Origin of the sequence: Methanococcoides sp. AM1, assembly GCF_900774055.1 — an archaeon.
Taxonomy (GTDB): Archaea; Halobacteriota; Methanosarcinia; order Methanosarcinales; family Methanosarcinaceae; genus Methanococcoides.
This window is the reverse complement of sequence record NZ_CAAGSW010000001.1, coordinates 205,161-228,315: the sequence shown is the minus strand read 5'-3', so window position 1 is coordinate 228,315 and position 23,155 is coordinate 205,161. Positions and strand designations below refer to the sequence as shown.

Annotated in this window: 27 protein-coding genes and 2 tRNA genes; 9 read left to right on the top strand and 20 right to left on the bottom strand. The window is 44.5% G+C overall.

The window, feature by feature from the left end; translation table 11 throughout:
• The first annotated feature begins 105 nt into the window (after positions 1 to 105).
• A complete protein-coding gene (locus E7X57_RS01150; protein ID WP_135609682.1) occupies positions 106 to 1,128 on the top strand; it encodes a hypothetical protein in 1,023 nt (340 codons plus the stop codon).
• A complete protein-coding gene (locus tag E7X57_RS01145; RefSeq protein WP_135609679.1) occupies positions 1,121 to 2,071 on the top strand; it encodes a hypothetical protein in 951 nt (316 codons plus the stop codon). The genes E7X57_RS01150 and E7X57_RS01145 overlap by 8 nt, the downstream gene beginning before the upstream one ends.
• Positions 2,072 to 2,241: 170 nt before the next feature.
• Here E7X57_RS01145 and E7X57_RS01140 read toward each other — a convergent pair.
• From E7X57_RS01140 to E7X57_RS01095, 10 genes are all read right to left on the bottom strand, one after another.
• A tRNA-Gly gene (locus E7X57_RS01140) sits at positions 2,242 to 2,313 on the bottom strand.
• A gap of 125 nt (positions 2,314 to 2,438) precedes the next feature.
• Positions 2,439 to 3,593, bottom strand: a complete 1,155-nt coding sequence (pscS, locus tag E7X57_RS01135) for an O-phospho-L-seryl-tRNA:Cys-tRNA synthase (RefSeq protein ID WP_135609677.1) — start codon at positions 3,591 to 3,593, stop codon at positions 2,439 to 2,441.
• A gap of 87 nt (positions 3,594 to 3,680) precedes the next feature.
• Positions 3,681 to 3,956, bottom strand: coding sequence for a DNA-directed RNA polymerase subunit L (locus E7X57_RS01130; RefSeq protein ID WP_135609675.1), 276 nt, complete (start codon positions 3,954 to 3,956; stop codon positions 3,681 to 3,683).
• A 33-nt stretch (positions 3,957 to 3,989) separates the two neighbouring features.
• A complete protein-coding gene (locus E7X57_RS01125) occupies positions 3,990 to 4,781 on the bottom strand; it encodes an exosome complex RNA-binding protein Csl4 (protein ID WP_244603556.1) in 792 nt (263 codons plus the stop codon).
• Between the two features lie 149 nt (positions 4,782 to 4,930).
• Complete coding sequence (locus E7X57_RS01120; RefSeq protein WP_135609673.1) at positions 4,931 to 5,536, bottom strand: METTL5 family protein; 606 nt, start codon at positions 5,534 to 5,536, stop codon at positions 4,931 to 4,933.
• A 7-nt stretch (positions 5,537 to 5,543) separates the two neighbouring features.
• On the bottom strand, positions 5,544 to 6,539 hold the full coding sequence (dph2, locus tag E7X57_RS01115) for a diphthamide biosynthesis enzyme Dph2 (protein WP_244603555.1): 996 nt from the start codon (positions 6,537 to 6,539) through the stop codon (positions 5,544 to 5,546).
• Complete coding sequence (gene hpt / locus E7X57_RS01110; RefSeq protein ID WP_135609669.1) at positions 6,526 to 7,098, bottom strand: hypoxanthine/guanine phosphoribosyltransferase; 573 nt, start codon at positions 7,096 to 7,098, stop codon at positions 6,526 to 6,528. Before hpt ends, dph2 begins: the two co-directional genes overlap by 14 nt.
• 57 nt (positions 7,099 to 7,155) lie before the next feature.
• Positions 7,156 to 8,754, bottom strand: a complete 1,599-nt coding sequence (locus E7X57_RS01105) for a VWA domain-containing protein (RefSeq protein WP_135609667.1) — start codon at positions 8,752 to 8,754, stop codon at positions 7,156 to 7,158.
• Between the two features lie 14 nt (positions 8,755 to 8,768).
• Positions 8,769 to 9,893, bottom strand: coding sequence for an ATP-binding protein (locus E7X57_RS01100; RefSeq protein WP_244603554.1), 1,125 nt, complete (start codon positions 9,891 to 9,893; stop codon positions 8,769 to 8,771).
• 42 nt (positions 9,894 to 9,935) lie between these two features.
• Positions 9,936 to 10,340 (bottom strand): hypothetical protein, encoded by a 405-nt coding sequence (locus E7X57_RS01095; RefSeq protein WP_135609664.1) that lies wholly within the window; start codon positions 10,338 to 10,340, stop codon positions 9,936 to 9,938.
• Positions 10,341 to 10,511: 171 nt separating this feature from the next.
• On the opposite strand from E7X57_RS01095, the gene larE reads away from it, so the two are divergent.
• From larE to E7X57_RS01075, 4 genes are read left to right on the top strand one after another with little or no spacing between them, the layout of a single operon-like run.
• Positions 10,512 to 11,333: an ATP-dependent sacrificial sulfur transferase LarE gene (gene larE / locus E7X57_RS01090; RefSeq protein ID WP_244603553.1), complete on the top strand. Its 822-nt coding sequence runs from the start codon at positions 10,512 to 10,514 to the stop codon at positions 11,331 to 11,333.
• Between the two features lie 2 nt (positions 11,334 to 11,335).
• A complete protein-coding gene (locus tag E7X57_RS01085) occupies positions 11,336 to 11,770 on the top strand; it encodes a GNAT family N-acetyltransferase (RefSeq protein WP_135609662.1) in 435 nt (144 codons plus the stop codon).
• 3 nt (positions 11,771 to 11,773) lie between these two features.
• Positions 11,774 to 12,334 carry a DUF531 domain-containing protein gene (locus tag E7X57_RS01080; protein WP_135609659.1) on the top strand — a complete coding sequence of 187 codons (561 nt, stop codon included), beginning with the start codon at positions 11,774 to 11,776 and terminating at the stop codon, positions 12,332 to 12,334.
• A gap of 5 nt (positions 12,335 to 12,339) precedes the next feature.
• On the top strand, positions 12,340 to 13,479 hold the full coding sequence (locus E7X57_RS01075; RefSeq protein WP_135609657.1) for a DUF362 domain-containing protein: 1,140 nt from the start codon (positions 12,340 to 12,342) through the stop codon (positions 13,477 to 13,479).
• Positions 13,480 to 13,545: 66 nt separating this feature from the next.
• Here the strand turns inward: E7X57_RS01075 and E7X57_RS01070 are convergent, their stop codons facing one another.
• The 5 genes from E7X57_RS01070 to E7X57_RS01050 form a co-directional block, all read right to left on the bottom strand.
• Positions 13,546 to 15,033 carry a phenylalanine--tRNA ligase subunit alpha gene (locus tag E7X57_RS01070; RefSeq protein ID WP_135609655.1) on the bottom strand — a complete coding sequence of 496 codons (1,488 nt, stop codon included), beginning with the start codon at positions 15,031 to 15,033 and terminating at the stop codon, positions 13,546 to 13,548.
• A gap of 23 nt (positions 15,034 to 15,056) precedes the next feature.
• Positions 15,057 to 16,355, bottom strand: a complete 1,299-nt coding sequence (locus E7X57_RS01065) for a tryptophan--tRNA ligase (RefSeq protein ID WP_135609653.1) — start codon at positions 16,353 to 16,355, stop codon at positions 15,057 to 15,059.
• A 68-nt stretch (positions 16,356 to 16,423) separates the two neighbouring features.
• Complete coding sequence (locus E7X57_RS01060; RefSeq protein WP_135609651.1) at positions 16,424 to 17,635, bottom strand: radical SAM/SPASM domain-containing protein; 1,212 nt, start codon at positions 17,633 to 17,635, stop codon at positions 16,424 to 16,426.
• A 389-nt stretch (positions 17,636 to 18,024) separates the two neighbouring features.
• Complete coding sequence (locus tag E7X57_RS01055; RefSeq protein ID WP_135609649.1) at positions 18,025 to 18,636, bottom strand: translation initiation factor IF-2 subunit beta; 612 nt, start codon at positions 18,634 to 18,636, stop codon at positions 18,025 to 18,027.
• Between the two features lie 32 nt (positions 18,637 to 18,668).
• Positions 18,669 to 19,187 carry a 50S ribosomal protein L16 gene (locus tag E7X57_RS01050; protein ID WP_135609647.1) on the bottom strand — a complete coding sequence of 173 codons (519 nt, stop codon included), beginning with the start codon at positions 19,185 to 19,187 and terminating at the stop codon, positions 18,669 to 18,671.
• Between the two features lie 322 nt (positions 19,188 to 19,509).
• On the opposite strand from E7X57_RS01050, the gene E7X57_RS01045 reads away from it, so the two are divergent.
• The 3 genes from E7X57_RS01045 (at position 19,510) to E7X57_RS01035 (ending at position 21,322) form a co-directional block, all read left to right on the top strand.
• Positions 19,510 to 20,043, top strand: coding sequence for a molybdenum cofactor biosynthesis protein B (locus E7X57_RS01045; RefSeq protein WP_135609645.1), 534 nt, complete (start codon positions 19,510 to 19,512; stop codon positions 20,041 to 20,043).
• 219 nt (positions 20,044 to 20,262) lie between these two features.
• Complete coding sequence (locus E7X57_RS01040; protein WP_135609643.1) at positions 20,263 to 20,964, top strand: RAD55 family ATPase; 702 nt, start codon at positions 20,263 to 20,265, stop codon at positions 20,962 to 20,964.
• Between the two features lie 91 nt (positions 20,965 to 21,055).
• Entirely contained in the window at positions 21,056 to 21,322 is a 267-nt protein-coding gene (locus tag E7X57_RS01035; protein ID WP_135609641.1) for a YhbY family RNA-binding protein, read from the top strand.
• Positions 21,323 to 21,336: 14 nt separating this feature from the next.
• Here the strand turns inward: E7X57_RS01035 and E7X57_RS01030 are convergent, their stop codons facing one another.
• The 5 genes from E7X57_RS01030 to E7X57_RS01010 all read right to left on the bottom strand — a co-directional run bounded on the left by E7X57_RS01030 (position 21,337) and on the right by E7X57_RS01010 (position 22,940).
• Positions 21,337 to 21,657 (bottom strand): DUF190 domain-containing protein, encoded by a 321-nt coding sequence (locus E7X57_RS01030; RefSeq protein WP_135609639.1) that lies wholly within the window; start codon positions 21,655 to 21,657, stop codon positions 21,337 to 21,339.
• Between the two features lie 22 nt (positions 21,658 to 21,679).
• Entirely contained in the window at positions 21,680 to 22,045 is a 366-nt protein-coding gene (crcB, locus tag E7X57_RS01025) for a fluoride efflux transporter CrcB (protein ID WP_135609637.1), read from the bottom strand.
• Positions 22,029 to 22,421 carry a fluoride efflux transporter CrcB gene (gene crcB / locus E7X57_RS01020; protein WP_135609635.1) on the bottom strand — a complete coding sequence of 131 codons (393 nt, stop codon included), beginning with the start codon at positions 22,419 to 22,421 and terminating at the stop codon, positions 22,029 to 22,031. The genes crcB (E7X57_RS01025) and crcB (E7X57_RS01020) overlap by 17 nt, the downstream gene beginning before the upstream one ends.
• A gap of 41 nt (positions 22,422 to 22,462) precedes the next feature.
• A complete protein-coding gene (locus tag E7X57_RS01015; protein WP_371413132.1) occupies positions 22,463 to 22,741 on the bottom strand; it encodes a ubiquitin-like small modifier protein 1 in 279 nt (92 codons plus the stop codon).
• A 121-nt stretch (positions 22,742 to 22,862) separates the two neighbouring features.
• A tRNA-Pro gene (locus tag E7X57_RS01010) sits at positions 22,863 to 22,940 on the bottom strand.
• Positions 22,941 to 23,155: the final 215 nt, after the last annotated feature.

Sequence of the window (23,155 nt, the reverse complement as noted above, 5' to 3'; positions counted from 1 at the left end):
AACCTATAGTAAGTCAGTTTTAAAACAACTAATTATTTTTAATTAAGCAACTAATTAAAAGATAACTATTTGTAAAAAAAAAGTCATTGTTGACTAGGTATATTTATGCTAAAAGATATAGAAAACATTGAATACGACACTAAAATCAGTGACGTTTTTTTGGCTAATGATATCATACAAGGAGAAGATGTTCCTTTTTTTATATTGTGGGATGGAGATAATCCTGATGAAATTCAACTTGAAATAGATGGATTTAATTCATTACTCGAAATTCACAATTCAGATATCAACAAAGCAATTTTTGAAAATAATCAGATTATTGTCAGAGATTTTCAAGTTGATGGATACCTTGGAGGCATATTATCTACAGAATCAACTAACGATTATTATCATCCTGGAAGCTTGAAAGTCCATTTTATTAAAGATAATAGAATAATTTATTCTTTTCATGAAAGGCGTACTATATTTAGTACTATTGTAAACGCATCTCAGGTGCCTTCTGTAATTTATATCGATGATGATTCTATGCTTAGTGATGAAATCGAGATAATGCTTCAAGGTAAGACAACTGTATTTTTTGATATTGAAGAATTAGAAGACAATCATTGCATAGTTGATATGCCTTCAGATGTAAAGGATGAAATCCAAAATATTACAAATATATTTAACGAGGGACTAATTGATTTAAAGTTAAAGTTTCCAAGTCATTCTAATACTATAGATTTGATGCTGGAATTAAATGAAGAAAAAATGTCAATGACAAAATATATTGAAGATTTAGATGAAAAATTAACTAAGGCTATGAGTGATGAAAATTTTGCAGATGCATTCATCACTCTATTTATGTCAATATTCTACAAACAAAACAGCCTTGAAAAATTAGTACTAAAACCATTAAATGAATACTTTGAAACGTATTCAATTAATAAAGCATACTTTTCGAATCCGTTGTTAAATGTTACAATTAATAAGGGAATTTGTCAACTTGCAATAAAAATACATGCAACTGATTTATTGAATCAAGAGTGTGGGGACCCAGTTGAAATTAGGACTACAATAAACTCTGAAATTGACACCAGCATATCAGTTAGAGATTTATTGTCCATTAGGAGGTGTTCAAATGACTGAATTGATGGCACTAAAGACAATCAAAGATCTTAATTCACTTGCGCATATTTCAGAAAAAGTATCAAATAAAATGAATGTAGAGAAAAAAAATTCTTTACGATTAGAGTGCATGAATGGGTTTGGAATTCATACAACTCATATGAAAGTGGATGGTAGATTTTCGAAATGGATGAATGGATTAACAAATGGAACTTTAGAATTACCAAAATCAAAAGTTTATGATATCAAAACAACTGGTTTTTCTCCTTTTCCAGAAGTTATAAAAGATAATGTATATGAAAAAGAAGACAGATGCATTATAGATTTAAAGCCAGCTTTGAAGTTTGATTTATTTAGTGTAGAAATTTCATATCGTATGGATGATAGCTTCTTAAAAAGCCTAGTTAACACTAGGTCATCTCCAGAACCATTAACTGATAAAGTGAAATACGAATTGTCCGCACAATTAAAAAATCCAGAAGGTCTGAGGATGGCATTTTCTGAAATTGACATTGAAGAATTTCCGATGACTGCGAGAGTGCATGTAGCAGATCGAATTAATACCAATGTGCCAGACTATGTTAAAGAAATGGTGAAGCTTGAATCAGAAATACTTAATGATAGAAATCCTCATTCTTGGGTCAAAGAAAAACAATTAAAGCATAGAAAAGTTCAACTACAAAGAAAATTAGGAAAAGGTGATCTTCTTGATAAAGTTCAAGATTTGTCTAGTTTATTAACTCCCAATAATTTTATGAACTATGTACAAATTATGGACGATTTTAAACTATCAGAATGTGAACGTGGGTCTGAATTCTTTAGAGCATTAGGATCATGCCAGCTTCCGAAGTTCATGAATGTTGTATCTCGTACGGATTTAAGTTTGGAGAAACCAGCATCAAGGGGGACAATGACATATGACTCTAAAAAGTTTGGGGAGGAAATTATTAATCTTTTTGATTAACTCCCTTCGATTTTTAATTGTTCTAATCGCAATGTGAAGCCTTTGTTTGTAATATCTCTCGACGAAAAATTCGATGCCGATATAAAAATTGTACAACCAACTGCTCAATCAGACCTCGAAGCAAGAGTAGCTTCACTGGAACAACAACTAAAATCACTATCAGAAAACCATGCGACTGCCGGGAATCGAACCCGGGTTCCAAGCTTGGGAAGCTCAGGTCATAGCCTCTAAACCACAGCCGCACAATGTACTATCTTCTGTTATTCTTTTTAGATTATAGCTGTTTTGGTTTGCTGGTTGCGATTTCAAGGGTGCTGCAACTGGCGGTTATGTGAAAATAGAAAGAAAAGAGAAAGTGAGGCTACCCTCACTCGTATTTTTGGATGATCTCGTCGAAAGAATCTACGATGAAGGAGAGATTTTCCCTGCCGACGCCGAAGGTGCTGAGCTTGAAGAATTTGGTGAGGCCGGCCTTGATGCCATGGATGTTGCGGGCCTTTAGCTCTTTGTAGAGGAAGTATCTTCCTTTTTTGACCTTTGTTGAGATCTCGTAGAGGTTTGGGGCCTCGAAGAACATGAGGTCGTGGTTGTGGGGTCTTTGTCCCATCTGGATGAGGCCGAGGTCTTCGAGCTTTCCGGAGAACCAGCGGGCATCTGCAACCTCGTTGTCCCAGTTGCGGGTACGTTTGACGACCTCGGGGAATGATCCTATCATGGTCATCAGGGTAGCGCTGCGGGCTGTGCAGCCCAGAAGCTCTATTTCCTTGTTCTTGTTGGTTGGGGATTTCCTGAACACTTCTTCGGCATAGTCGCCGTTGACACCGAGGACTCCGATGGGTCCGCAGCTTGCCATTGACTTGTGTCCGCTTCCTGCAATGAAGTCCACGCCCAGTTCCCTGGCGTTTACCGGCATCCTTCCCACGGAATATGCACAGTTGAGGAGCAGGGGGACGTCGTACTCATGGCAGACGGATGCGATCTTCTTGGCATCTGCTAGATTGCCGTAACTGCCGTCCGGGTATGTCAGGAGTGCCAGTGCGGGAGCCTTGCCGGTCTCGCTGATGGTCTCCTCGATGGCAGTGCCGTAGCCTTCAGGATCGAGGTAGTAGTCCGGGCGCTCGGTGTGTGGCACTTTTCTGATCTCCAGGCGGGCACGTTGTGCAGCGACCACTGAGGAGTAGTGTGCAAGGCCGTCCAGGACCACCGTGTCGCCTTCCTGTGCCATTGCATGCATCACTGCGAACTTTGACTCACGAGCGCCGTGTGTGACCCGTGCTTCGTCCACACCCAGGAACTCCGGGAGGGCATTGTGCACGAATTCCTGCACCGGTGGCTTCTTGATAAGGTCAAGGACACCGCCACAGTTGTCGCAGATGGAATAACCATCTCCCCACTCGACAAGTGCGCGTCTGGCATCCTCTGTCAGTATTCCTCCGGTCTGCAGGGGGTCGATATTGATCAGACCCTTAGCTGGGCGTTCGATAAATCCAAATTTCTGTAATGATGCATCATCAAGTGTCATATATTCACATCAGGGTCGGGCTAGTAATGCAGCCGTATTTTTTGTAAAGTATAAACTATTACTGTAAGTCACAAAAAGAAAAAAGGTTCATGCAACAGCCTTGTTAAAGACTGAGATGAACTCGTCGCACTCTTTGATCAGTGTTGCAACAGCATCCTTGACAACATCTATAGGATCAGCGTTCTCGGTCTTGACGAACAGGATCGGTTCACTGATAGTAACGTGTTTCATGTCATATGATGCCGTATGGACACGGTCGTCCTCAAGAAGAATGATCTTGAGCATGTTCAGGAGGGTATGACTTTCTCCTGCTATCTCAAGTTTCATTTCATCTTCTGATTTCTCTAAGATCTTAAGTTCCATTGAATGATCTCCTGCAATGATTATGTGATCTGATCAAATTATACCTGTGCCGTAGCCTGAAGACAACTTGCGTGTTTCAACATGTCCGCACTCAGGGCACTTCAGTTTATCGCCATCGAGCTTAAGTGTGGTACCACAATTTGAACATGTTGCGGTCATTACTCCAAGTTCATCGCCAGCAGTTGTCATCCTCATGTTGTCGGTGTTTATGATCTTTGCCTTGACAACATCTGAAACGGAGAACTCCTGTGACATTTCCTTGACGTATGACTCCTTCACATTGGACACGTGGATCGCAGCGATGCCCGGATTGATGAACTCTCGGTCATCGTTTCCTTTGATAGCGCCGATCTGCACAAGTGCCATGGAATCGCGCACGTTCATGATCGTTCCAACAACAATATCTCCTCTTCCCATGGTCGGAGGTACGCTTGTGGTTGGTTTGACAGTGATCTTCCTGCGTTTCTTGTTGACCATTACATGTCCGGTAGCGAGTGAGTGTATATCTCCCCTGACCGTAAATGTGTTGTCTCCGCCTTCGAACTCTTCTGTAGTGCCGATAAGGTCTCCTGGCAGTACAAAGGTCTTCTCTTCAGCAGATATGTGTTCAAGCTCCTCAACTTCAGGTTCAGGCTCTGGTTCCGGCTTAGGTCTGGATCTGCCCCTGTTGTCTTTCCTGGAGTCTCTGTTATCCTTCCTGGGTCCTCTGCTGTCCCTGTTGGAATCTCTGTTATCCCTTCTGGAATCTCTGCTGTCTTTCCTGGGGGCGTTTTCTCTCTTAGGAGTCCTGTTGTTTTCCCTGTCCCCGGTCTTTTTCTCTGCCACTTCTACCTTTTCGCTGGCAGCTTTTGCTGTTTCTTCTTCGACCTTGGTCTCTTCATTTGAAGATTTAATGTTCCTTCTGGTCGTTTTCTTACGGTTTCTTATTCTAATAGGAATCCCTCTTGTAGATTAGATATGCCAGTTTATTTTGCTCAATCGTCCTGGTCACTTATCTTTGTTATCCTGTATATTTCTACCTCAATTCTTTCTACATCTTTTTTATGGAATTTAAAGGTTCGTTTTATTGGAAACCCTGTATTATACCATTCTGTTATTACAGCAGGTTCTATAAATTTTTTGACAAAGGCCAGACTTCCACGATTGTGTATGGAATACGTCACATCCCCAACTTTCATGGCAGTTGAAAGGAACGGTCTGTCGCTTCCCTTTACCTGTGCTCCGAACGGTGGGTTCATCACAACGGTATGTGCATGTCCCCTGACCTGCCTGACATCCAGGCACTCAAATTCCACCTCAACACCGAGCTTTTCTGCGTTCTCCCTTGCAATATCAAGGGCAGCAGGGTCGGAATCAAAGCCGACAACCCGTTTGGCGCCAAGTATCTTTGCCCCGATCGCCAGCATCCCTGTGCCGCAGCCCAGGTCGTAGACAGTGTCATCAAGATCGCCTTTCATGAACGCGAAATGGAGCAGTTCCGCAGCAAGTACGGAAGGGGTCGAATATTGTTCAAGCGTAACATCCGGGGAGTCAAAACTTCTCACCTTTTCAAGAAGTATCTCCAGCTTGCGTTGTTTCATCGCTTCCTTACTCTCCCCTTATCTCATCAAAAGTGATCTCTTCCCACTCGCGCTCTCCTATCACTATCTCGAACTCCTGCGGGGTGAGCATAGGTGCAGAGAACCTGCCAACCTCATCAACTGCAAGTCTTGGGCAGGCGGTGCTCACAAAAGCATCCACCTTGAACTGCAACATCTGGTCAGGCGTTATCAGGTCCATTGTAAGTATATATGCGGTCTTGCCTTTCTTCTCAGCAAGCTCTTTCAATTGCCTTGCAAGTGTCATTCTGTTCTGGCCGGGCTTCGTTGACACCAGTATCCCGAAGGTTTCCGCATCCAGTGAATTAGCAATAACTGCACTGCGCTGTTTTAGTATCTTTCTGGGCTCGACCTCACGCACCTCATTTGAGAACGGATCCGCGATCAATACCCTTTTTCCGGTGGCCAGTGAAACGCCAAGGGGGTGGAACTGTCCGCTACCGATGTAGAGGAACTCGTCACATTCGAGCCCGTCAGCCACTGAGAAATTACATCCGAGAACCTGTCCTGCATATGCTATCTTGCTGTCCCCTCTTCCTATCAGGCATTCTTTTCCTTCGGATGCAAGGATGTCGCAAACCTGCGGCAGCTTCTGTATATGTTGTACTGTAGTAAGCACTCCTACTCGCTTGCCTTTTATCTCAGGAATGGCTTTCCTGACAACTTCCGTCACGTCAGCATCGGAGCGTGTTTCAATAAAAATGACCTTCTCACTGTATCTGTTATCATCAAGCTGAGCATGGCCGAAATGGAATAAAAGGTCAACATTGTCAAGGATAGCAATATCAAGATCGCATGCCCCATAACAGGGGTTTGCAGAGATCAGTATATCAACACTGGTAGCTTCACTTATCTGTGATGCGATAGCAGGTGCACGTCTTTTAAATCCCTCAGGGAACTGCAATCCGATAATTGCAGGTTGTACGTCCCTTATAACATCAATAATATGTTCGATCCTGAAGTCGAAGGCTTCACTGCTGCTCACCAGCCACCTCCAGAATGGAGACTCCGTTCCGGTCAACATCTATCTTAACAAGGGTGTCGATCTCATAGCCCATGTCGTGCATCTTAATGGCACCATCGCCCCTGCTGATAACAACGATCACGTTAGTGATCTGTGCTCCCATCTTCTCAAGGGCCGGCAAAAGTGCTTTTAGTGTACCTCCGGTACTGATCACATCATCGACCACAAGCACCTTTTCTCCCTTCTTCACACCATTGATGTACAGTTCTCCCTTTGAGTACCCGGTGCTCTGGGATAGGATGACCTCTCCTTCGAGTCCATATTGCCTTTTCCTTACAATGGAGAATGGGATGCCTGTCTTCAGGGACAGGGTAGTTGCAAGGGGAATGCCCATTGCCTCGATAGAAACTATCCTGTCATAATCGGTACCTGCGATACTGATCATATGTTCAGCGATCTCATCGAGCAGTTCAGGCTCAAGTGATGGTACGCCATCTGATATGGGGTGAATAAAATAAGGGTATTCGCCTCTGTTCACAATAGGTGCTTTCCGGAGTGATTCCTGAAGAACTTCTAACATATTATCGTGCCCTTTAAATTTAGGTCAGGCCATATTAACAGCCCCGGACCGTTACGATCATGTTCCAATCACTTCAGGCGAAGCAGAAGATGCAATATCCGTCAGATCGTCACGTTCCTCTTTTATTGCAGAATAAAGTGTTTCCTTACTTAAAAGTACTGGATGGTAATACCTGCCACCGGCAACCTCTGCCAGACCTTCGGCAAGTACGCTGCCATTATTGCTGATATCAACTACCAGCATGTTGACCTTCTTGTCTGCGACCCTCCTGCACATCTGCATAAGTTCCCGTTTAATATTGCCTCCAAGATGCATCGGGACGTTTGCCGTACCATCAGTGACCAGTATCATAATAGGGACTGCAGCAGGTTCACGTTTCAGCTCCTGGAGCAGCGTCTCAAGTCCGGTAAGCATCCCTGATACCATTGGGGTCGTGCCTCCGAACGGGACCATTTCCAGATACCTCTTTGCAGCTTCTACCGATGATGTGAACGGCAGTACAAGTTCTGCTGCCCTTCCGCTGTATGTGACAAGCGAAACACGGTCCCTTCTCTGGTATGCATCCTTTAGCAATGCAAGTACAACATCAGTTGTGATCTTTATCTTCTCGCTCTCATCCATGGAACCGGACGTATCAAAGACGATGTTAATGAGTGTGGATATTCTCCGACGCCTTATCTTTTCCCGCATGTCGCTCTTTTTGACAACGATCTTCCCGTCCACAGCATGATGTGCTGCTGCACGGATAGTGGGAGCAATAGCAATATCAGTTATCTTGTCACCGGGCATCCGGTACCTTACATACCTGCCACGCTTGCTCTTGGTAAGTACTTCCGCACGCCTTCCTGATTTGAGCCTGCCTGATACGACCTTTTTCTTTTGTTTGTTCCTGGCAAAATCGGTGAGTATCTTGCTAACGACCTTCTCATCCTCTAAAGGATCTTTCTTCTCACTGTTTGCAGGTGTTACTTTTAATGAAGGGGTTTCTGCTTCTTCTTCTAACTTTACACCTGCATCAGGATCTGCCTGTACTTTTTCCTCCTCCTGTTTCTCTTCCGCTGGTTGGATCTCTGTCGGTACAGTGTCTTTCGAAACGGCCTGTAATGCTGTCTCAGGAGCCCTGAAAACAGCCTTTGTTTCCTCGTTACTATTATTGTTGGTCTTTTTGACAAGTACCGGGGCCTTTTTTCTGATCCTTCTCGGTCCGGTCTCAACACATGGTTCGTATTCTGTTGGAACAAGATGAACCTGGATATCTTCATCACTACATCCATCACTCTCTTCGGTGACCTCTATGCTCATAATTTCGATCGGGTCAGCAATGGGGAGGGCTTCAGCTTCTTCTTCTGGTTCTTCAACAGGAGATATCGGGACGCTGACCTCATCTTCAATTGAATTGAAAAAAGACACCGGTTCTACAACAACATGGTCGTTATCAGAGATTATGAAAATGTCTTCCACATCTTCCGGATGCAGTTTTTCAGTTCTGGAAAGCAATTTCTCATGCACAGCTAATGTATCCGTCCCACTGATCTGTGAAAGTTCCTCCAGCGGTAACCTGATGCTGAGAACGAGCCTTCCGGGATTGAATATCTTCATGTCATATTCCCGGTCAAGCTCCCTTCGCATACGGGAAGCAGCAGATTTATCCTTCATCCGTTATACCCTTATCAGACAGTTCCATTTACCACAGCACGAAGTTGTTCGGCGCTGAATTCCTCTTCTTCGAAAGGTTTCTTTCGCATCCTGTGGGGGAGGACCATCTCAGCGGCTTCGATAATATCTTCATTTGTGATCCTTTCACGATTCTCATAAGCCGCATTTGTACGTGCAGTACGCTCGATCATGATATCAGCCCTGTGGCCATCAACATTGAATGCCACACAGATCTGTGCAATTGTCCTTAGGTTCTCACGTGTTGTAGTGATCCTTCCGAGCAACTGCTTTGCCTTGATTATCCTTGTACGCAGCTTCTCCTGTTCGTTCTCAAAGTCCCTTCTGAACTGCTGTGGGTCCTTGTTGAACTGGTTCCTTCTTTCAATGATCTCTATGCGCTGCTCGATATCTGCAATACCTTCAACTTCCACCTGCAGGGCTATCCTGTCCAGCAGTTGTGGTCGAAGTTCCCCTTCTTCAGGGTTCATGCTTCCAACGATGATGAAATTGGCAGGGTGGCTGACACTGACACCTTCTCTTTCAACGGTATTCACACCCATTGCTGCGGCGTCCAGTAAGGCATCCACAACGAAGTCATCCAGAAGGTTGATCTCATCCACATACAGGAGGTTCCTGTTAGCATTTGCAAGGATGCCGGGTTCAAAGGCCTGCACTCCTTCCTTAACCGCTTTTTCGATGTCAAGGCTACCTACTACCCTGTCCTCTGTGGCACCCACCGGCAGGTCAACCACTTTCATGGGTGACTTTTCGATCTTGATCATTCCTTTCTTCTGCTTATCATTGCATTCCCAGCAGAACTTTTCGGGGTCAAGGGGGTCGCAGTTGTATTTGCACCCTTCAATGACCTCTATCTCCGGAAGGATCTCTGCCAGTCCCCTTACAGCGGTTGATTTTGCGGTTCCCTTCTGTCCTCTTATCAGCACACCGCCAATAGAAGGATTAATGGCGTTCAGGATCAGTGCCCGAAGCATCATCTCCTGTCCGACAATGGCAGAGATGGGATACATCACCCTCTTGGTTTTGGTCGCTGTTTTCTTTATGTCCTCAAACCTGGTCCTCTTCTCTTCTTTAGGTTTCGGGACTTCCTTTATGCTGCCTGTGATATTGGTAAAGCTCATGATATTTCCATCCTGTGAATTTTTAGCTAGATGTTTTACTGATCACATGTATCTCAGGATCAGGGCAGAAGTGAGTGCTATGAACAGCAGTATCAACCCAATGATGAACAGTATAAATACGATATTCATCCTGACAGTCTTTTCCGGTTTTCTCAATGCATTTAGCTCTACCAGGGAATAGAACATGGTTATCAGGAAAACTATCGATGAAAGTAGTAGCAATGATCCTGCTACAACTATAAATTCAGCAGTCCATGTAAGGTCATTTGCGTTGATCAGGTCTATAAAGAAGCTCTTCCCATGGCGTTCATAGGCTGCGGTTATCCACACCATCGTGTATGCGATCTCCGCAGCACCCAGTATTGCAGAGCATATGGAGGTTGCCAGAAGTGTGGCCATGGCTCCGATATCCGGTAATTTCAAGTCGATCTGCCATTCATTTTCCACTTTTTCACCTTTTTCTCTTGTTGTAAATAAGCTCTTCATCCCCAGAGCCATCATGATCATGATTAGTAAGTTACTTCATTTATATTGTTAAATTAATAAAACTTTATCTGTATACTGCCCTATTTTGCAGCTTGCACTACTTATTTATCCATATGGAACTTTGGAACTATTGTGAGCATCTCTGAATATCCATCCCTTTCCGAAAAGATCGAAAAGATCAAAAGAGCGATAGCTGAAAAAGAAAAAGTACTGGTTGCTTTTTCCGGAGGCGTAGATAGTACAACACTGACAGCCCTTGCTTTTGAAGTATTGGGCGACAATGCCCTTGCAGTGACGCTTGATTCCTGCGCGATCCCCCAAAGTGAACTGGAGGATGCGAAGAGGACTGCAAAACAGATCGGGATCCGCCATATCGTATTGGAACACGATATGCTGTCCGATGAAATGATCAGACAGAACGATCAGGATAGATGTTATTATTGTAAGAAACTCGTCATGAAAACATTGAAAGATGTGATGGACCGGGAAGGCCTGAATGTGCTGATCGAAGGAACCAATGCTTCCGAGATCACCGGCCGCAGGCCGGGCTGGGCTGCAATAAATGAGGCAGGGGATCTGGTCCTAACTCCTTATACGGAGTTCGACGTTACAAAAAAGGAAGTGCGTCAGATAGCTCGCCATCTGGGACTTGAAGTTGCCGATAAGGTATCTAATGCCTGTTTGCTATCAAGACTGCCTTATGGTGTAGAAGTAACAAATGAATCCCTCAGGAGAATAGAACGTGCAGAAGAGTTCCTTCTGTCCCTCGGGATCACGCATGTCAGGGTCCGCGAACATGATGACATTGCACGTATTGAGGTATTGCCGGACGATTTCCCTGTTGTTCATGAAAAAAGGGACCTATTGCTTTCCCGTTTCAAAGAACTGGGCTATTCATATATCACGCTTGACATGGAAGGTTTCAGAAGTGGAAGCATGGACGAGGTACTATAAGAATGTCTGAATATATTGACGTGGCTATCAGGGAAGCTGGTGAGAAGGATGGGGAGTCTGTACAGTGTCTTCTTTCAACATATTTCCTTGACATGGATGAAGTCCCCATCGATGATTTTATCGTTGCAGAGGCCAATGGCAAGATCGTGGGTGTTGCAGCTTTGGCGGACAGGAGCTGCTGTGAGATACATTCTATAGCAGTACATCCCAATTATCGTGGTAACGGGATCGGTTCAAAGATGGTTTCCTCAATTTTCGAAAGTGTAAATAAGGAGAGGATCTACGTCAGGACGACTTCGCCTATCTTTTTCAGGAAATTAGGTTTTATTGAACTACCGATGTCCGAGAAAGTTAACTTATGGGATGATTGTCGGGAATGCGATAGATTTGACAGATGTAAACAGCATGTTATGTGCATTCAAACGGATGAGGTATGAATTGTGTTAACGCTTGGTATTGTGAATACTTATGATAAAATTAAGGTGCTTGATGCCCATTACCGTGCAATTGCAAGGGCTGCGCCAATTTGTTACGCTTATGGATTTACCCTTTGCCTTTTTGATTTTCCTTTCAAGATGACCCCGGAAGAACTTGTGGAATATGTAATGGACAAGACGACTATCGGTGAGTCAGGAAAATACCTGAAATTGCTTCATGAAAGCAACCGTCTGTTCGTCTTCGATCTTCCAAAGAAGGGCTTCCAGTCCCAGTTCGGAACTGCTGTGATAACCAGTTCAAAGCCTGAAGAAAAATACGCTGTAACTCCCGAAGAGATCGCTGATGGGGTGGAGCACAACCAGTCCTATCTTCTGCTTGTCGGGCTTGGCAGGAAAGGTCTGCCCAAAAAATTGTTCTCCTTTTCGGATCACCATCTTGACATCACATGTGAAGGGATATCTCTTGAGACCTGCACGGCTATCGGGACGATCCCTTCCTACATTATGGGGATCGTTAACACCAGAAAGAAGCTGAAAGACACTTGCAAGGACAGGGGCTACTAAAAGATATGAACCCGGGAACTCAGGTATCCATAGTACGCTGTGAAGATTACTCGCAAGCCAAAGAAGCTGTCAGGGAAGCAATTGACCTTGTCGGCGGGCTTGGGACCATTATCTTCCCGGGTGCGCGGGTACTTCTAAAGCCTAACCTGCTTGCTGCAACTCCTCCTGAGAAAGCGGTCACCACACATCCTGCCATTGTGTCTGCAATGTGTGAACTTGTTTTGGAGGCAGGAGGTATTCCCATTGTAGGGGATGGGGCGGGCATAACCCATCCGGGAGTTACTGATGAAGCTCTGGATATCTCCGGCATAAGGGAAGCTGCCCAAACAGCAGGTGCCGAGGTTCTGAGCTTTGAGACATCCGGTTATGAGGTCGTTGATGTTCCCGATCCATCACACTTTTCTCAGCTCTACATTGCAAAGCCTGTGGTGGATGCAGATGTGGTGATATCACTTCCAAAACTTAAGACCCATGAACTGACCATTTTTACAGGTTCTGTCAAGAATATGTTCGGTGCTGTCCCTTTAAAAATAAGAAAAGAAGCCCATCTGCTTGGTAAAGTGGACCTTTTCTCTGAGGCCGTAGTGGATATTCATTCAGCAAGGCCCCCTCATCTTGCTTTAATGGATGGTGTTGTGGGGATGGAAGGCAATGGTCCTTCAAAAGGTACACCTGTGAATATAGGTATGGTGATGGCAAGTTTCGATTGTGTATCCCTGGATGTAATAGCTTCAAAGGTTATTGGTCTTGATCCAATGGAAGTCCCGACAAACAAAGCAGCAATTCAGAGGGGATATGGTACTCTGGATCCGGAAGTATTGGGAGTTCCTATTGATGATGTGAGTATGAAGTTCAAGATGTCAGCTACGACCCATATTCAAAAGGTGCCTCCATTCCTTCTCAGCAGACTTGGGAAACTATTCATTATCAAGCCTTTTATCAATACTTCGAAATGCACTTTGTGTGGCACCTGTGTTTTGAACTGCTCGCCGCATGCTATCGAACAGAAAGATGGTCAGCTGAAGATCAACCACAATAAATGTATTCTCTGCTATTGTTGCCGTGAGCTCTGTCCTTCAAATGCGGTGGAAATGAAACGCTCACTTTTTGCAAAGATATTGCTTAAGATAAAGAACAGGGTCTAATATCGGATATAGTTCAAAAAAAGATTAAGCGGCACAGGGCCGCCGATGTCATGTTGATTCTTTTCTTCAATCTTTTAGCTGGCACACCTGGCTCTTGCGTAACCATTCGATGTCTGCCTGGTACAGTTCACGCAGGTCCTTGAGTCCGAGTTTGAGCATTGCCACACGGCTGACACCAAGACCCCATGCAAGAACAGGCTGTTTGATACCGAGAGGTTCGGTGACTTCCTTACGGAACACTCCGGCTCCACCGAGTTCTACCCAGCCAAGTCCGTCAATGTATACTTCAGGTTCCACACTTGGTTCTGTGTATGGGAAGTATCCCGGCCTGAACCTGACATCCTCGAATCCCATCCTGTGATAGAACTCTTCAAGGCAGCCAAGCAGGTTCGCAAATGACATGTTCTCGTCCATGATCACACCTTCGAGCTGCTCGAACTCGGGTGTGTGTGTGGGATCGATGGTCTCACGGCGGTATGCCCTGTCAATACAGAATGCCTTTACCGGAGGGTTCGGGTTGTCTGCAAGGTACTTGATAGTAACAGCAGTGGTGTGGGTTCTCAATACATCGCGTTTTGCAATATCCTCACTCCACTTACCTCCCCATCCGGTGGACTGGAGGTCGCCACCATGTTCGTGCATGTCCCTTATTCCGTCAGTGTAGTCTTCAGGAAGCTCTGAACGGCTTGACAGGTGGAACGTGTCCTGCATCTCTCTGGCAGGGTGGTCCTGTGGCTGGAACAGTGCATCGAAGTTCCAGAATGAGCTCTGTACGACATCTCCTTTGATCTCGGTGAATCCCATTTCAAGGAAGATCTGGCGCATCTGGTCGATAAGGCGCTGGTATGGATGTACTTTTGCACCATAAACCGGTCTTGGAGGTGTCTGGATATTGTAAGGCCTGAAGTTCTTGTTCTTCCATTCCCCGCTCTTCAATAGCTGGGATGTGATCTGTGTGATCTCCTCTTCAATGGTGATGCCTGCTTTCACAAGTTCGGTTCCGGCATCTGTGATAGAGACTTTACGGTCCTTTTCTTCGGTCTTTGAAACAAGCTTGCGTTTGATAAGGTCCTTTATGATCTTGTTATCGGTTTCAAGCTCTTCAATAGTATGTGCTTCCTTTGTAAATCTTGCAAGCACTTTTTCGTCTTCTGCTTCTGCTTCTCCTGCATCACCGGATGGGACTATCATGCCGTTCTCGATGTTAGCCCAGCCTTTCCTGCGAAGCCATCCTGTTGCGATACCCACCATCTTTGGTGAAAGCTTTTCTTTTAGCTCATCGATAGCTGTCGGTTCGCTGATCGCGTTGATCAGCTGGCGCTCAGGAAGTCCCTCCTTTGCATAGGTACGACCTTCTTCTGTCAGTGCGTAAAGTTCAGTAATTGTATCATTTACTTCTGCCAGTCCGTTCTCTGAGAGCAAAAAAGCGGATTGCATTGCAGTTTCCACTTTCATGGATGCTTTTTCTGCAAGATCTTCCGGGGTGGTGGATGCAAGTTCATCCAGTGCGAGCAGCACATTTTTTTCATTCGTAGTAAGTTTATAGTTGCTCATGTCGGTCAGGGTCCTTTTTGGGTTTATAATCCGTAATCGTCCAGCCGGTCCTTTGCCAGCTCACGCTTTTCCTGATGTTCTGTCAGGAATTCGGTCATCAGTTCTGCAGCAAGGGCTTTGCAGGTGCCACACATACGTTTTCCGCAAACACATTCATCGTAGATCTCTTCCAGTTCCTTATCGTCTTCGACGAGGTGGAACATAAGGAGTTCAAAGGCAGAACAGTTATTTGGATCTCCTCCAAGCTTCTTCTGTTCTTCAAGTGTCATTCTGCCGCCGGTCTTGGCACGTTTGACCTTCTTTGCAGCTTCCTTTGGATCTTCCTTTAGTGAAATGATACTCTCAGGGACACTGCTGGACATTTTACCTCCCTGCAGTCCTGACATGAACCTGTGGTAAGTAGAAGCAGGCGGCACAAAAGCATAGCCTCCGTATTCGATCTCAACTTCCCTTACAGTATTCAGGAGTTTGTTATAGTCATCAGCTCCGAAGACATCGACATGTCCCTCGAAAAGCTTTGTATCCCATGGCAGTCTTTCCGCGACATCTGCAAGTGCACCTTCAGGAGCAGCCTTGCTACGAACACTGAAGTATTTGTCCTTGTTCTTATCTTCACGTCCTTCGATCCTGAACATGTTCATCTTGTGTGCGATACCACGTGTCAGGCGCATGTGTGGGTCCTGGTCAGCACCTACTGGAATTACCGTAGGCTTTGGGCCACCATACTCTGAGAGCTGTGGCTGGAGTATATCCGCACTCTGTGAAAGTGTGCTTGTCATGTGTGACACGCTTGTCTCACCACTGAATCCATAGATGGCACTTAGCTCGGAGAAGTTGGTCTTTGCGCCGAGTTCGAACGTAAGTTCCTTGACGTTATCGGATTCTGACTGGAAGTATATGTGGCCGTTTGGCTCAAAACCAAGGGCTATAAGACTTACGATGTAATCTTCAATTCCGATCTGACGGCATTTTTCCCATGAAACGCCCCTTACGGAGTAGGCTTCCCTGTCTGCAATGCCCACAAACGCGCCACCTCCCATTTTCTGGTGCCAGATGATCTCTTCCATGACCATCTTGTGTCCCAGATGGCCGCCTCCGGTTGGCATGAACCCGCTCATGACCGCAAAAGGATCCTTGTTCTTCATTGCATCTGTTATCAGGTCATAGCTCCTGTGCCCGAAGATTATCTTCCTGCGCATGTACCTGTGTGGGTCAGGGAGTTCAGAGCAAATATCCTCGAATGGAAGGATGCCGAATTCATCGAACAATTTTGAGTAATCGTCAATATTGACTGAACCCCAGGGGTCAAGTTTCATATTCATGTGCTGCCTCTGTCAAATTCCGCTTAAGATTTAGTTATTATCCTTGAATAGCTGAACGTATATATCGGTTACCTGATAAGATCGAAGTCGTATGGGACCTCTGCATCTTCGGGGATCTTCGATACAAGCTTCAGGTAATCTTTCTCCTGCATCAGGCAGGAGTGCCTCTCTCCTTTAAAATCACTGACCTTGCGTATCCTGCTCCAGATCGTCCTGAGGTCATCTGTCTTGATGTTCCCGAAACTGAATGGTATGTAGGGACAGGGTTTGACCGATCCTTCCACGCAGACATGCAACCAGCGCTGGCCAGCCATGCATCCCAGCATCTCGCCTTCAAAGTACGTATTTGCAAATATTCTGGGTCCGTCCTCGGTGGCATTTATCCTGCGGTACATTTCCATTATGACTTCCCGGTCCTCATCTGTGATCACGGGGTCTTCGGGTTTCTTTGGTACGGATTCCCACAATGAGAACTCATGCACTCCGAGCTCCTTTGCGAACTGGTACATTGATTTCAGTTTCTCCATGTTCTTCGGGGAAACGTGGGTGCACATTGTAACTAGCAGCCCTGCATCGAGTCCGTATCTGATGGCACTGGTCGCTTTTTCAAAAGCGCCTTCCAGCTTTCGTACGTCGTCGTGTTCTTCAGGAACAGTGGAATATATGCTCACCAGAAGGTTGTGAAGTCCGACCTCTTTTAGCCTCTCAGCAACTTCCGGTGTCATATTTGTGCCAGGTGTATACATGTTGACAATGGCACGGTCCTTGTCAACGTAATCAATAAGTTCGAATATATCTTCTCGAAGAAGGGGATCTCCTTCGGTAAATGTGATGACAACAGCGCCCATGTCCAGGGCATCATCGATGGTCCTTTTCACAGTATCGACATCGAGGTCCCCACCACCACCACTGATCAAACAGTGGTCGCAGTTACACTTGCAGTTCCTTGTGATCTCAAAGGACACCGTTTCAGGAATATATTTCCCAAGTGCGATCTGTGTTTCTGCAAAAAGAAGCCTTTTGAATACTTTTCCGGGTATGGGTGGTAGCCATGTGGATGCTATGACCCTGTCTTTTTCAACAAGGGCTGGTTTTTCAGCTTGAAGGGTGGAATTGAACTTTTTCAGGAAAGGGGAGCAAACACCGCGTAAATGTCCTTTTGCTTCCAGTTGTAAAAAACCGTTCTGATGCTTCAGGTCAATTGTAAGGCCTGGAACCGAAAGTACTGTAATATCTTTTTCACTTTGGTCCGAATCTGTTTTTCTGTCAGTGTTAGCCATTTCAAATTCCTCTTTATGTCGGGTCTTACAACCCTTTGCATCATATTTTATTGGAATGCCTTTTGGATATGTATTATACTGATGATCTTTAAGAAGTCTCTTTTACATTTGTATAAACCGTCGGTTAGGCATTGTTGATATTTGTTATATCTAAAAAATGAACTCCGAAACCGGGTTTGCCAGTTTCGTTCTGTAAAGAATATAACATCATTGTCTGGAAACCCGCTTTCAATAAGTTCATCGAACTCTGGTCTTGAAATTGGTTTCCGGTCCATCTAAACCCTCTTTATATCCTGTTTCCTTTGTTATCTGCCCCTGGACAGTTTTGTCCCGGGCAGACATTTTTGGAAAGGGTTAGATCAATGATGTTTGTGATCAAAGAACGCTGCTTAAGAAGCGCGTTCTGCAAATGCAAGGTTCCCGCTGATCCTCTTGATCTTGATCTTTACGACATCGCCTTTTGCAGCGCCTGGGACAAATATGGTGAATTTGGCAAGTTTAGCGATTCCGTCTCCTTTTGAACCAACGGCATCGATCCTGACCTCGTACTCCTCGCCCTCTTCGACTGCATCGCGGGGTGTTGCAATTGTGGTCCTCCTCTTTTTAACAGGACGGTGTGCACCACAAGCTGAGCACTTTAATATCATTATCCTGTCGGATTTGACAAGCTGGGTATCCGGGCGATTACATTCGGAGCATATGACATACTCTTCAACGTAGGCGTCGATATTTGATTTGATATTCTCTCTTGGGAACTTTCCCTGGAATATTGCACGGCTTCCATCAAGCTTTCCGGCAGTTCCCATTTCCCTTGTGAGGTATTTCATAAGGTGGTCCGGATCCCTGTTCAGTACGTCCGCAATGTTCCCAAAGTTCTCAAGGACGGTGGTCTTACCTTCCACAAATATCCTGGGTTCGGGAATTACGAAACGAACATCCGTAGTTTCCACATCTGGCAGGTTTTCAATTGCCCTTTCCAATAGCGCTTCGTAATCATCCATGTTGATACCCTCTTTTTTGATCAGTGTTCTGTTTACTGTACCAGTTCCATACCCTGATCGACAACGATCCTCACAGGGGTTGGCAGTTTCTGGCCAGCTTTTCGGAGAGCATCTTTTGCCATTGGGAAGTGCTCTTTGTTAACAGATATTGTGAATACTTTCTGTCCTGCAGAAACTCTTGCTGCAGTACCTACGTTCTTTCCCCATGCTGCTCTCATTCCACTGGATACACGGTCCGCTCCTGCTCCGGTAGCCTGCTTGTTCTCTCTGAGAACTTCGTGAGGATATACTCTGAGCTTCATGTGGTAGCCGGCACGACCTGCTGCTGTTGTCATTGATCTGTTTGCAGTGATACGTGCAGCTTCGAGAGCTGTGTGCCTGATCTGGCATCTTTCTTCTGAGATCAGTGTGATCTTCACCGGGAATTCAGCTGTCTTGTTTCCATCATCGTAGTGGATTACGTGACTGCCTGGAACACCGCCCATATATTTTCGTCTTGTGTTTGAGCGTGATTTTACGTTTCTGTACATACTTGCTGGTTTTCTTACCATGAGATTGAACCTCCTTAATATGATCTGTGAGATCTTAAGAACGCATTGAGTTTCCTGCTTTTTTGATATGGTCAGCGAATCGCTGTCCTATATATGTTGGCAACGCGTCTTGAAAATCTTTAAGTTGTAAATGTGTCAATGGTGCATCCCCCTACTACTTAGGGGTTTATAAGTCTTATCAATAGAAAATGTATTTTCCTTTTTTCCTGTGCTATACTAAATTACATCTTATATATCCGGGTTTTGGAAGCATCTTTAGTATTTATATTCAAAAATGTATCTTCTGGAAATCAATATATATTGCATGCCTATAATTTGCCATATGAACTCTGTTACTCATGAGCACAAGAAAGATGCCCGAAAAAGTCTTGGTTTTTATTTGATCTCAATATCTACTTCAAGGTTTGCCAAATATGGATCAGCCCGATCTCCCGAAGACGCTGAGGATATATCCGGTGAATTGATGGTGGAACTTGTGAAAAAAGCTGGTCATCATGTACTGGGGTATGAGCTTGTTTCTGATGAAACCACTGATATAAAGAAGGCTGTTCTGGATGCCCTGCAAAAAGAAACAGATATTATTGTTACTACCGGTGGCACTGGTCTTACTCCTACAGATGTTACTATCGAGTCCCTGGTGCCAATGTTCGAGAAGCAGATGCCCGGATTCGGAGAACTTTTCAGATACAAGAGCATTGATCAGATCGGTTCTGCAGTGATACTGACCCGTGCATCTGCTGGAATTATGGGGGACAAAGCGATCTTCTGTCTTCCCGGATCGCCAGGTGCAGTGGAACTTGCTCTCTCAGAGATCATCCTTCCGGAAGCAGGTCATGTTGTAAAACACATAAGGTGAACATTAATAGTGCATGAGGACATATGTTCAATATATTTGTACAGTCCATGCAAAAGATATATTATTAATATCATTATGATGTATTCATAATTCATATAGCTTAATTGTTATAGTTTGATGCAGATATGGTTGCAGTCATTTGTTGGCTATGTGCAGTTCAAATAAAATACCTGTAATTTCATGCGTTGAAAGGGATCAATCTGCCCTGGGAAGGTTTACATGACTGAATATTTGTTTGGTATCAAGGAACTTGACGATCTGATCGGTGGTGTTAAAGAGGGTACCAACCTGATGCTTATCGGTCCTCCTATGAGCGGAAAAGATGATCTCGTTAATACTATAATATATAACGGGCTTAAAGAGGGCGATTCTTCTATTATTGTCTCTACACGTGAGACCGGGGAACGTGTACTGGAATGGTTCTCTGATAGCGGCCTGGATATTGACACTGCAAATCTCGGTGTTGTTGATTGCGTAACGAAAACACTTGGTATCCCTGCATCGGACAAAGAGCACATAAAAAGGGCAGCCAGTCCTGTGGATCTCACAGGGATCGGGGTAAGGATCGGTCAGTATTTCGAGGAGTTCCTTGTTAAGAAAGAAGCCCCTGGGTTGAGATTTTGTATCAATTCCCTTTCTACTATCCTGATGTATTCCAATCTTCAGACATTATTCAGGTTCTTACATGTTTTCACAGGTCGTATTAAAGCATCAAATTCCTTTGGTATCTTCATTGTGGAAGGCGAAATGCATGATGCACAGACAGTAGCTACCCTGAAACAGCTTTTTGATGGGATGATAGAAATAAAGGAAAACGATTCCGGTTATTCTATCAGGATATTGGGTATTACTCCAAAACCCACTCCCTGGTATGATTTTGAGATCGATGGCAGTAATGTAAGTATTGAGAAGCCTGAATAAACCTTTTCTTTAATTAAAGTCAGCTATTTTGCATTACTATATGCAAATACTGCCGCAAGGTATAATTGGCATAAATTTTGTGTAGGTTCCTATGGATAAAGAAAAGCTGTACAAACTAAAGTCTGAAGCAACCCACTTAAAGCCTATGTTAAATGTAGGCAAAGGCGGGGTTTCCGACCAACTGATAATCGAACTGAAGAAACTAATTAAAGATCGGCATCTTGTCAAAGTTAAGGTCTTAAAGAGTGCTTCTTACGAGGAAGAGGATGGAATTGACGGCATTGCTGAAAAGCTTGCATATGCCACAAGGGCAACGATCATTGATGTAAGGGGGCACTCAGTAGTACTTTACCGCTAATGTTCAGAATTCCTTCAGATATTCTCCCCTGAAATGATCTCTACTTTTTGCAAGGTGATAAGTTCTTTTGGGATCATCCTGCAAAGTTCAGGGAGGATCTTTCTTATCTTTTCTTCGGAATCGACTGCTTCCACAATGATCGGCAGGTCTGTGCTAAGTCTCAGGATGCTTGTTGTATGTATCTTGCTATGAACTCCGTATCCTTCGATACCATGAAGAACGGTTGCACCGGAGATATTTGAATCTCTCATAAATTCAAGTATCATCTCATGTGCAGGTTTTCCATCGCAGCAATCGTTCTCACTAAGGTATATTCTGAGAATAGCTGATGTCATATGTTAATCTCTATTTTTCAAATTAGATTAAACTTGCTATCTGCTGTCCGATGTAAACCCCTGAAAGACAAAGCAAAAGATTGAGTGTAATATTAGACACAAATAGTGCTGTGCGACCCTCTTCCAGCAGCTTGAAGCTTTCGTATGCAAAGGTTGAGAACGTTGTGAAGGAGCCGAGGATCCCTATGTTGATAAGGTGAAAGCTGGCGTATGGTACTGAGAGAAATGTCAATGTGGATAGTATGGTGCTCCCGATGACATTCACAAGAAGGGTTCCCGTGGGAAGTCCTTTCAAAAGCGGTACGACCCCTGATACAAGATACCTTAGGCAGGATCCTATGGAGCCACCAAGTCCCACCAGCAGCACTGCTTCAATTCCTGTGGGCATCTCCTTTCCTCCTGAACAGGTAGACGATAATGCCTCTTCCGAGGAACACTGCTAATAGGGTCAGTGCGAGATTACTTCCTATATTAAAGATCGCAGAGGTCCCTCCAAGCGTGTAGGTTTCAACGGCGAAAGTAGAAAAGGTCGTAAAAGCTCCCATGAAGCCTGTGCCAAATGTAAGCCGTGTCCTCTGGCTTATGTGACCAAGGTAATCATAATCATACATCATCATTCCCAGAAGAAGGCTTCCAACCACATTCACGGCCAGTGTTCCATTAGGTGAGAGCGTGCTGGATGAAACTGCATATCTGGAAACAGCACCTAAAAATCCTCCGAATGCTATACTTGCCAGGTCCTGTGTTCGTTCCGGGAGTGTCATTTTTGGAATTGAAGTTCAATGTAGTAAGCTTCTTAAGATGATCAGCCACCCGATACCGGTGGGAATATTGCGATCTCATCGTCATCATTGACAATGGTATCCAGCCCTTCAAGATGCAGGATGTTGTTTCCATTTATGAGTATGTTAATGTAGCTTCGAAGTTCCCTGTTCCCTTCGGCATCATTGAATATCAGTTCCTGGAGCTGAGGGTATCTTTTGAGAAGGCCATCAAGGATCTCCTGTACGTTATCTCCTTGCATCTCCAGTTCAGATTCTCCTGCTGACTCCCTGAGATTTGCAAATAACTTTATTTTTGCCATAACCATGAGAATTTCTGACTACTGCATAATAAATAAAACTAATCCAAATACGCCAAAAATGACATCTCGATAGCATGTTGTAAATGTCAGTGATAAATGTTAATTAAAAAAGTTTGAAATTTGGTGGGATAGCGCGGATTTGAACCGCAGTCCAAGCGTCCCAAACGCTCGAGGATCGACCAGGCTACCCTACTATCCCATCATGTTCATTGCATGCAAAAGACCTCGCATGCAGTGCCTTTGGAAGCACGTTCCCCTAAATAGAAGTCATAGTAGATATACTTAACTATCAGGTTTTGCATCTTTGGCAATTTATTGCTTAATTTCAATGATCATTGTACGAATATTGTTCATTTTGTTATTGACAAAGGTTTCATGTTCTATCAATATACATTGCCTGTGCCGGAGAGATCT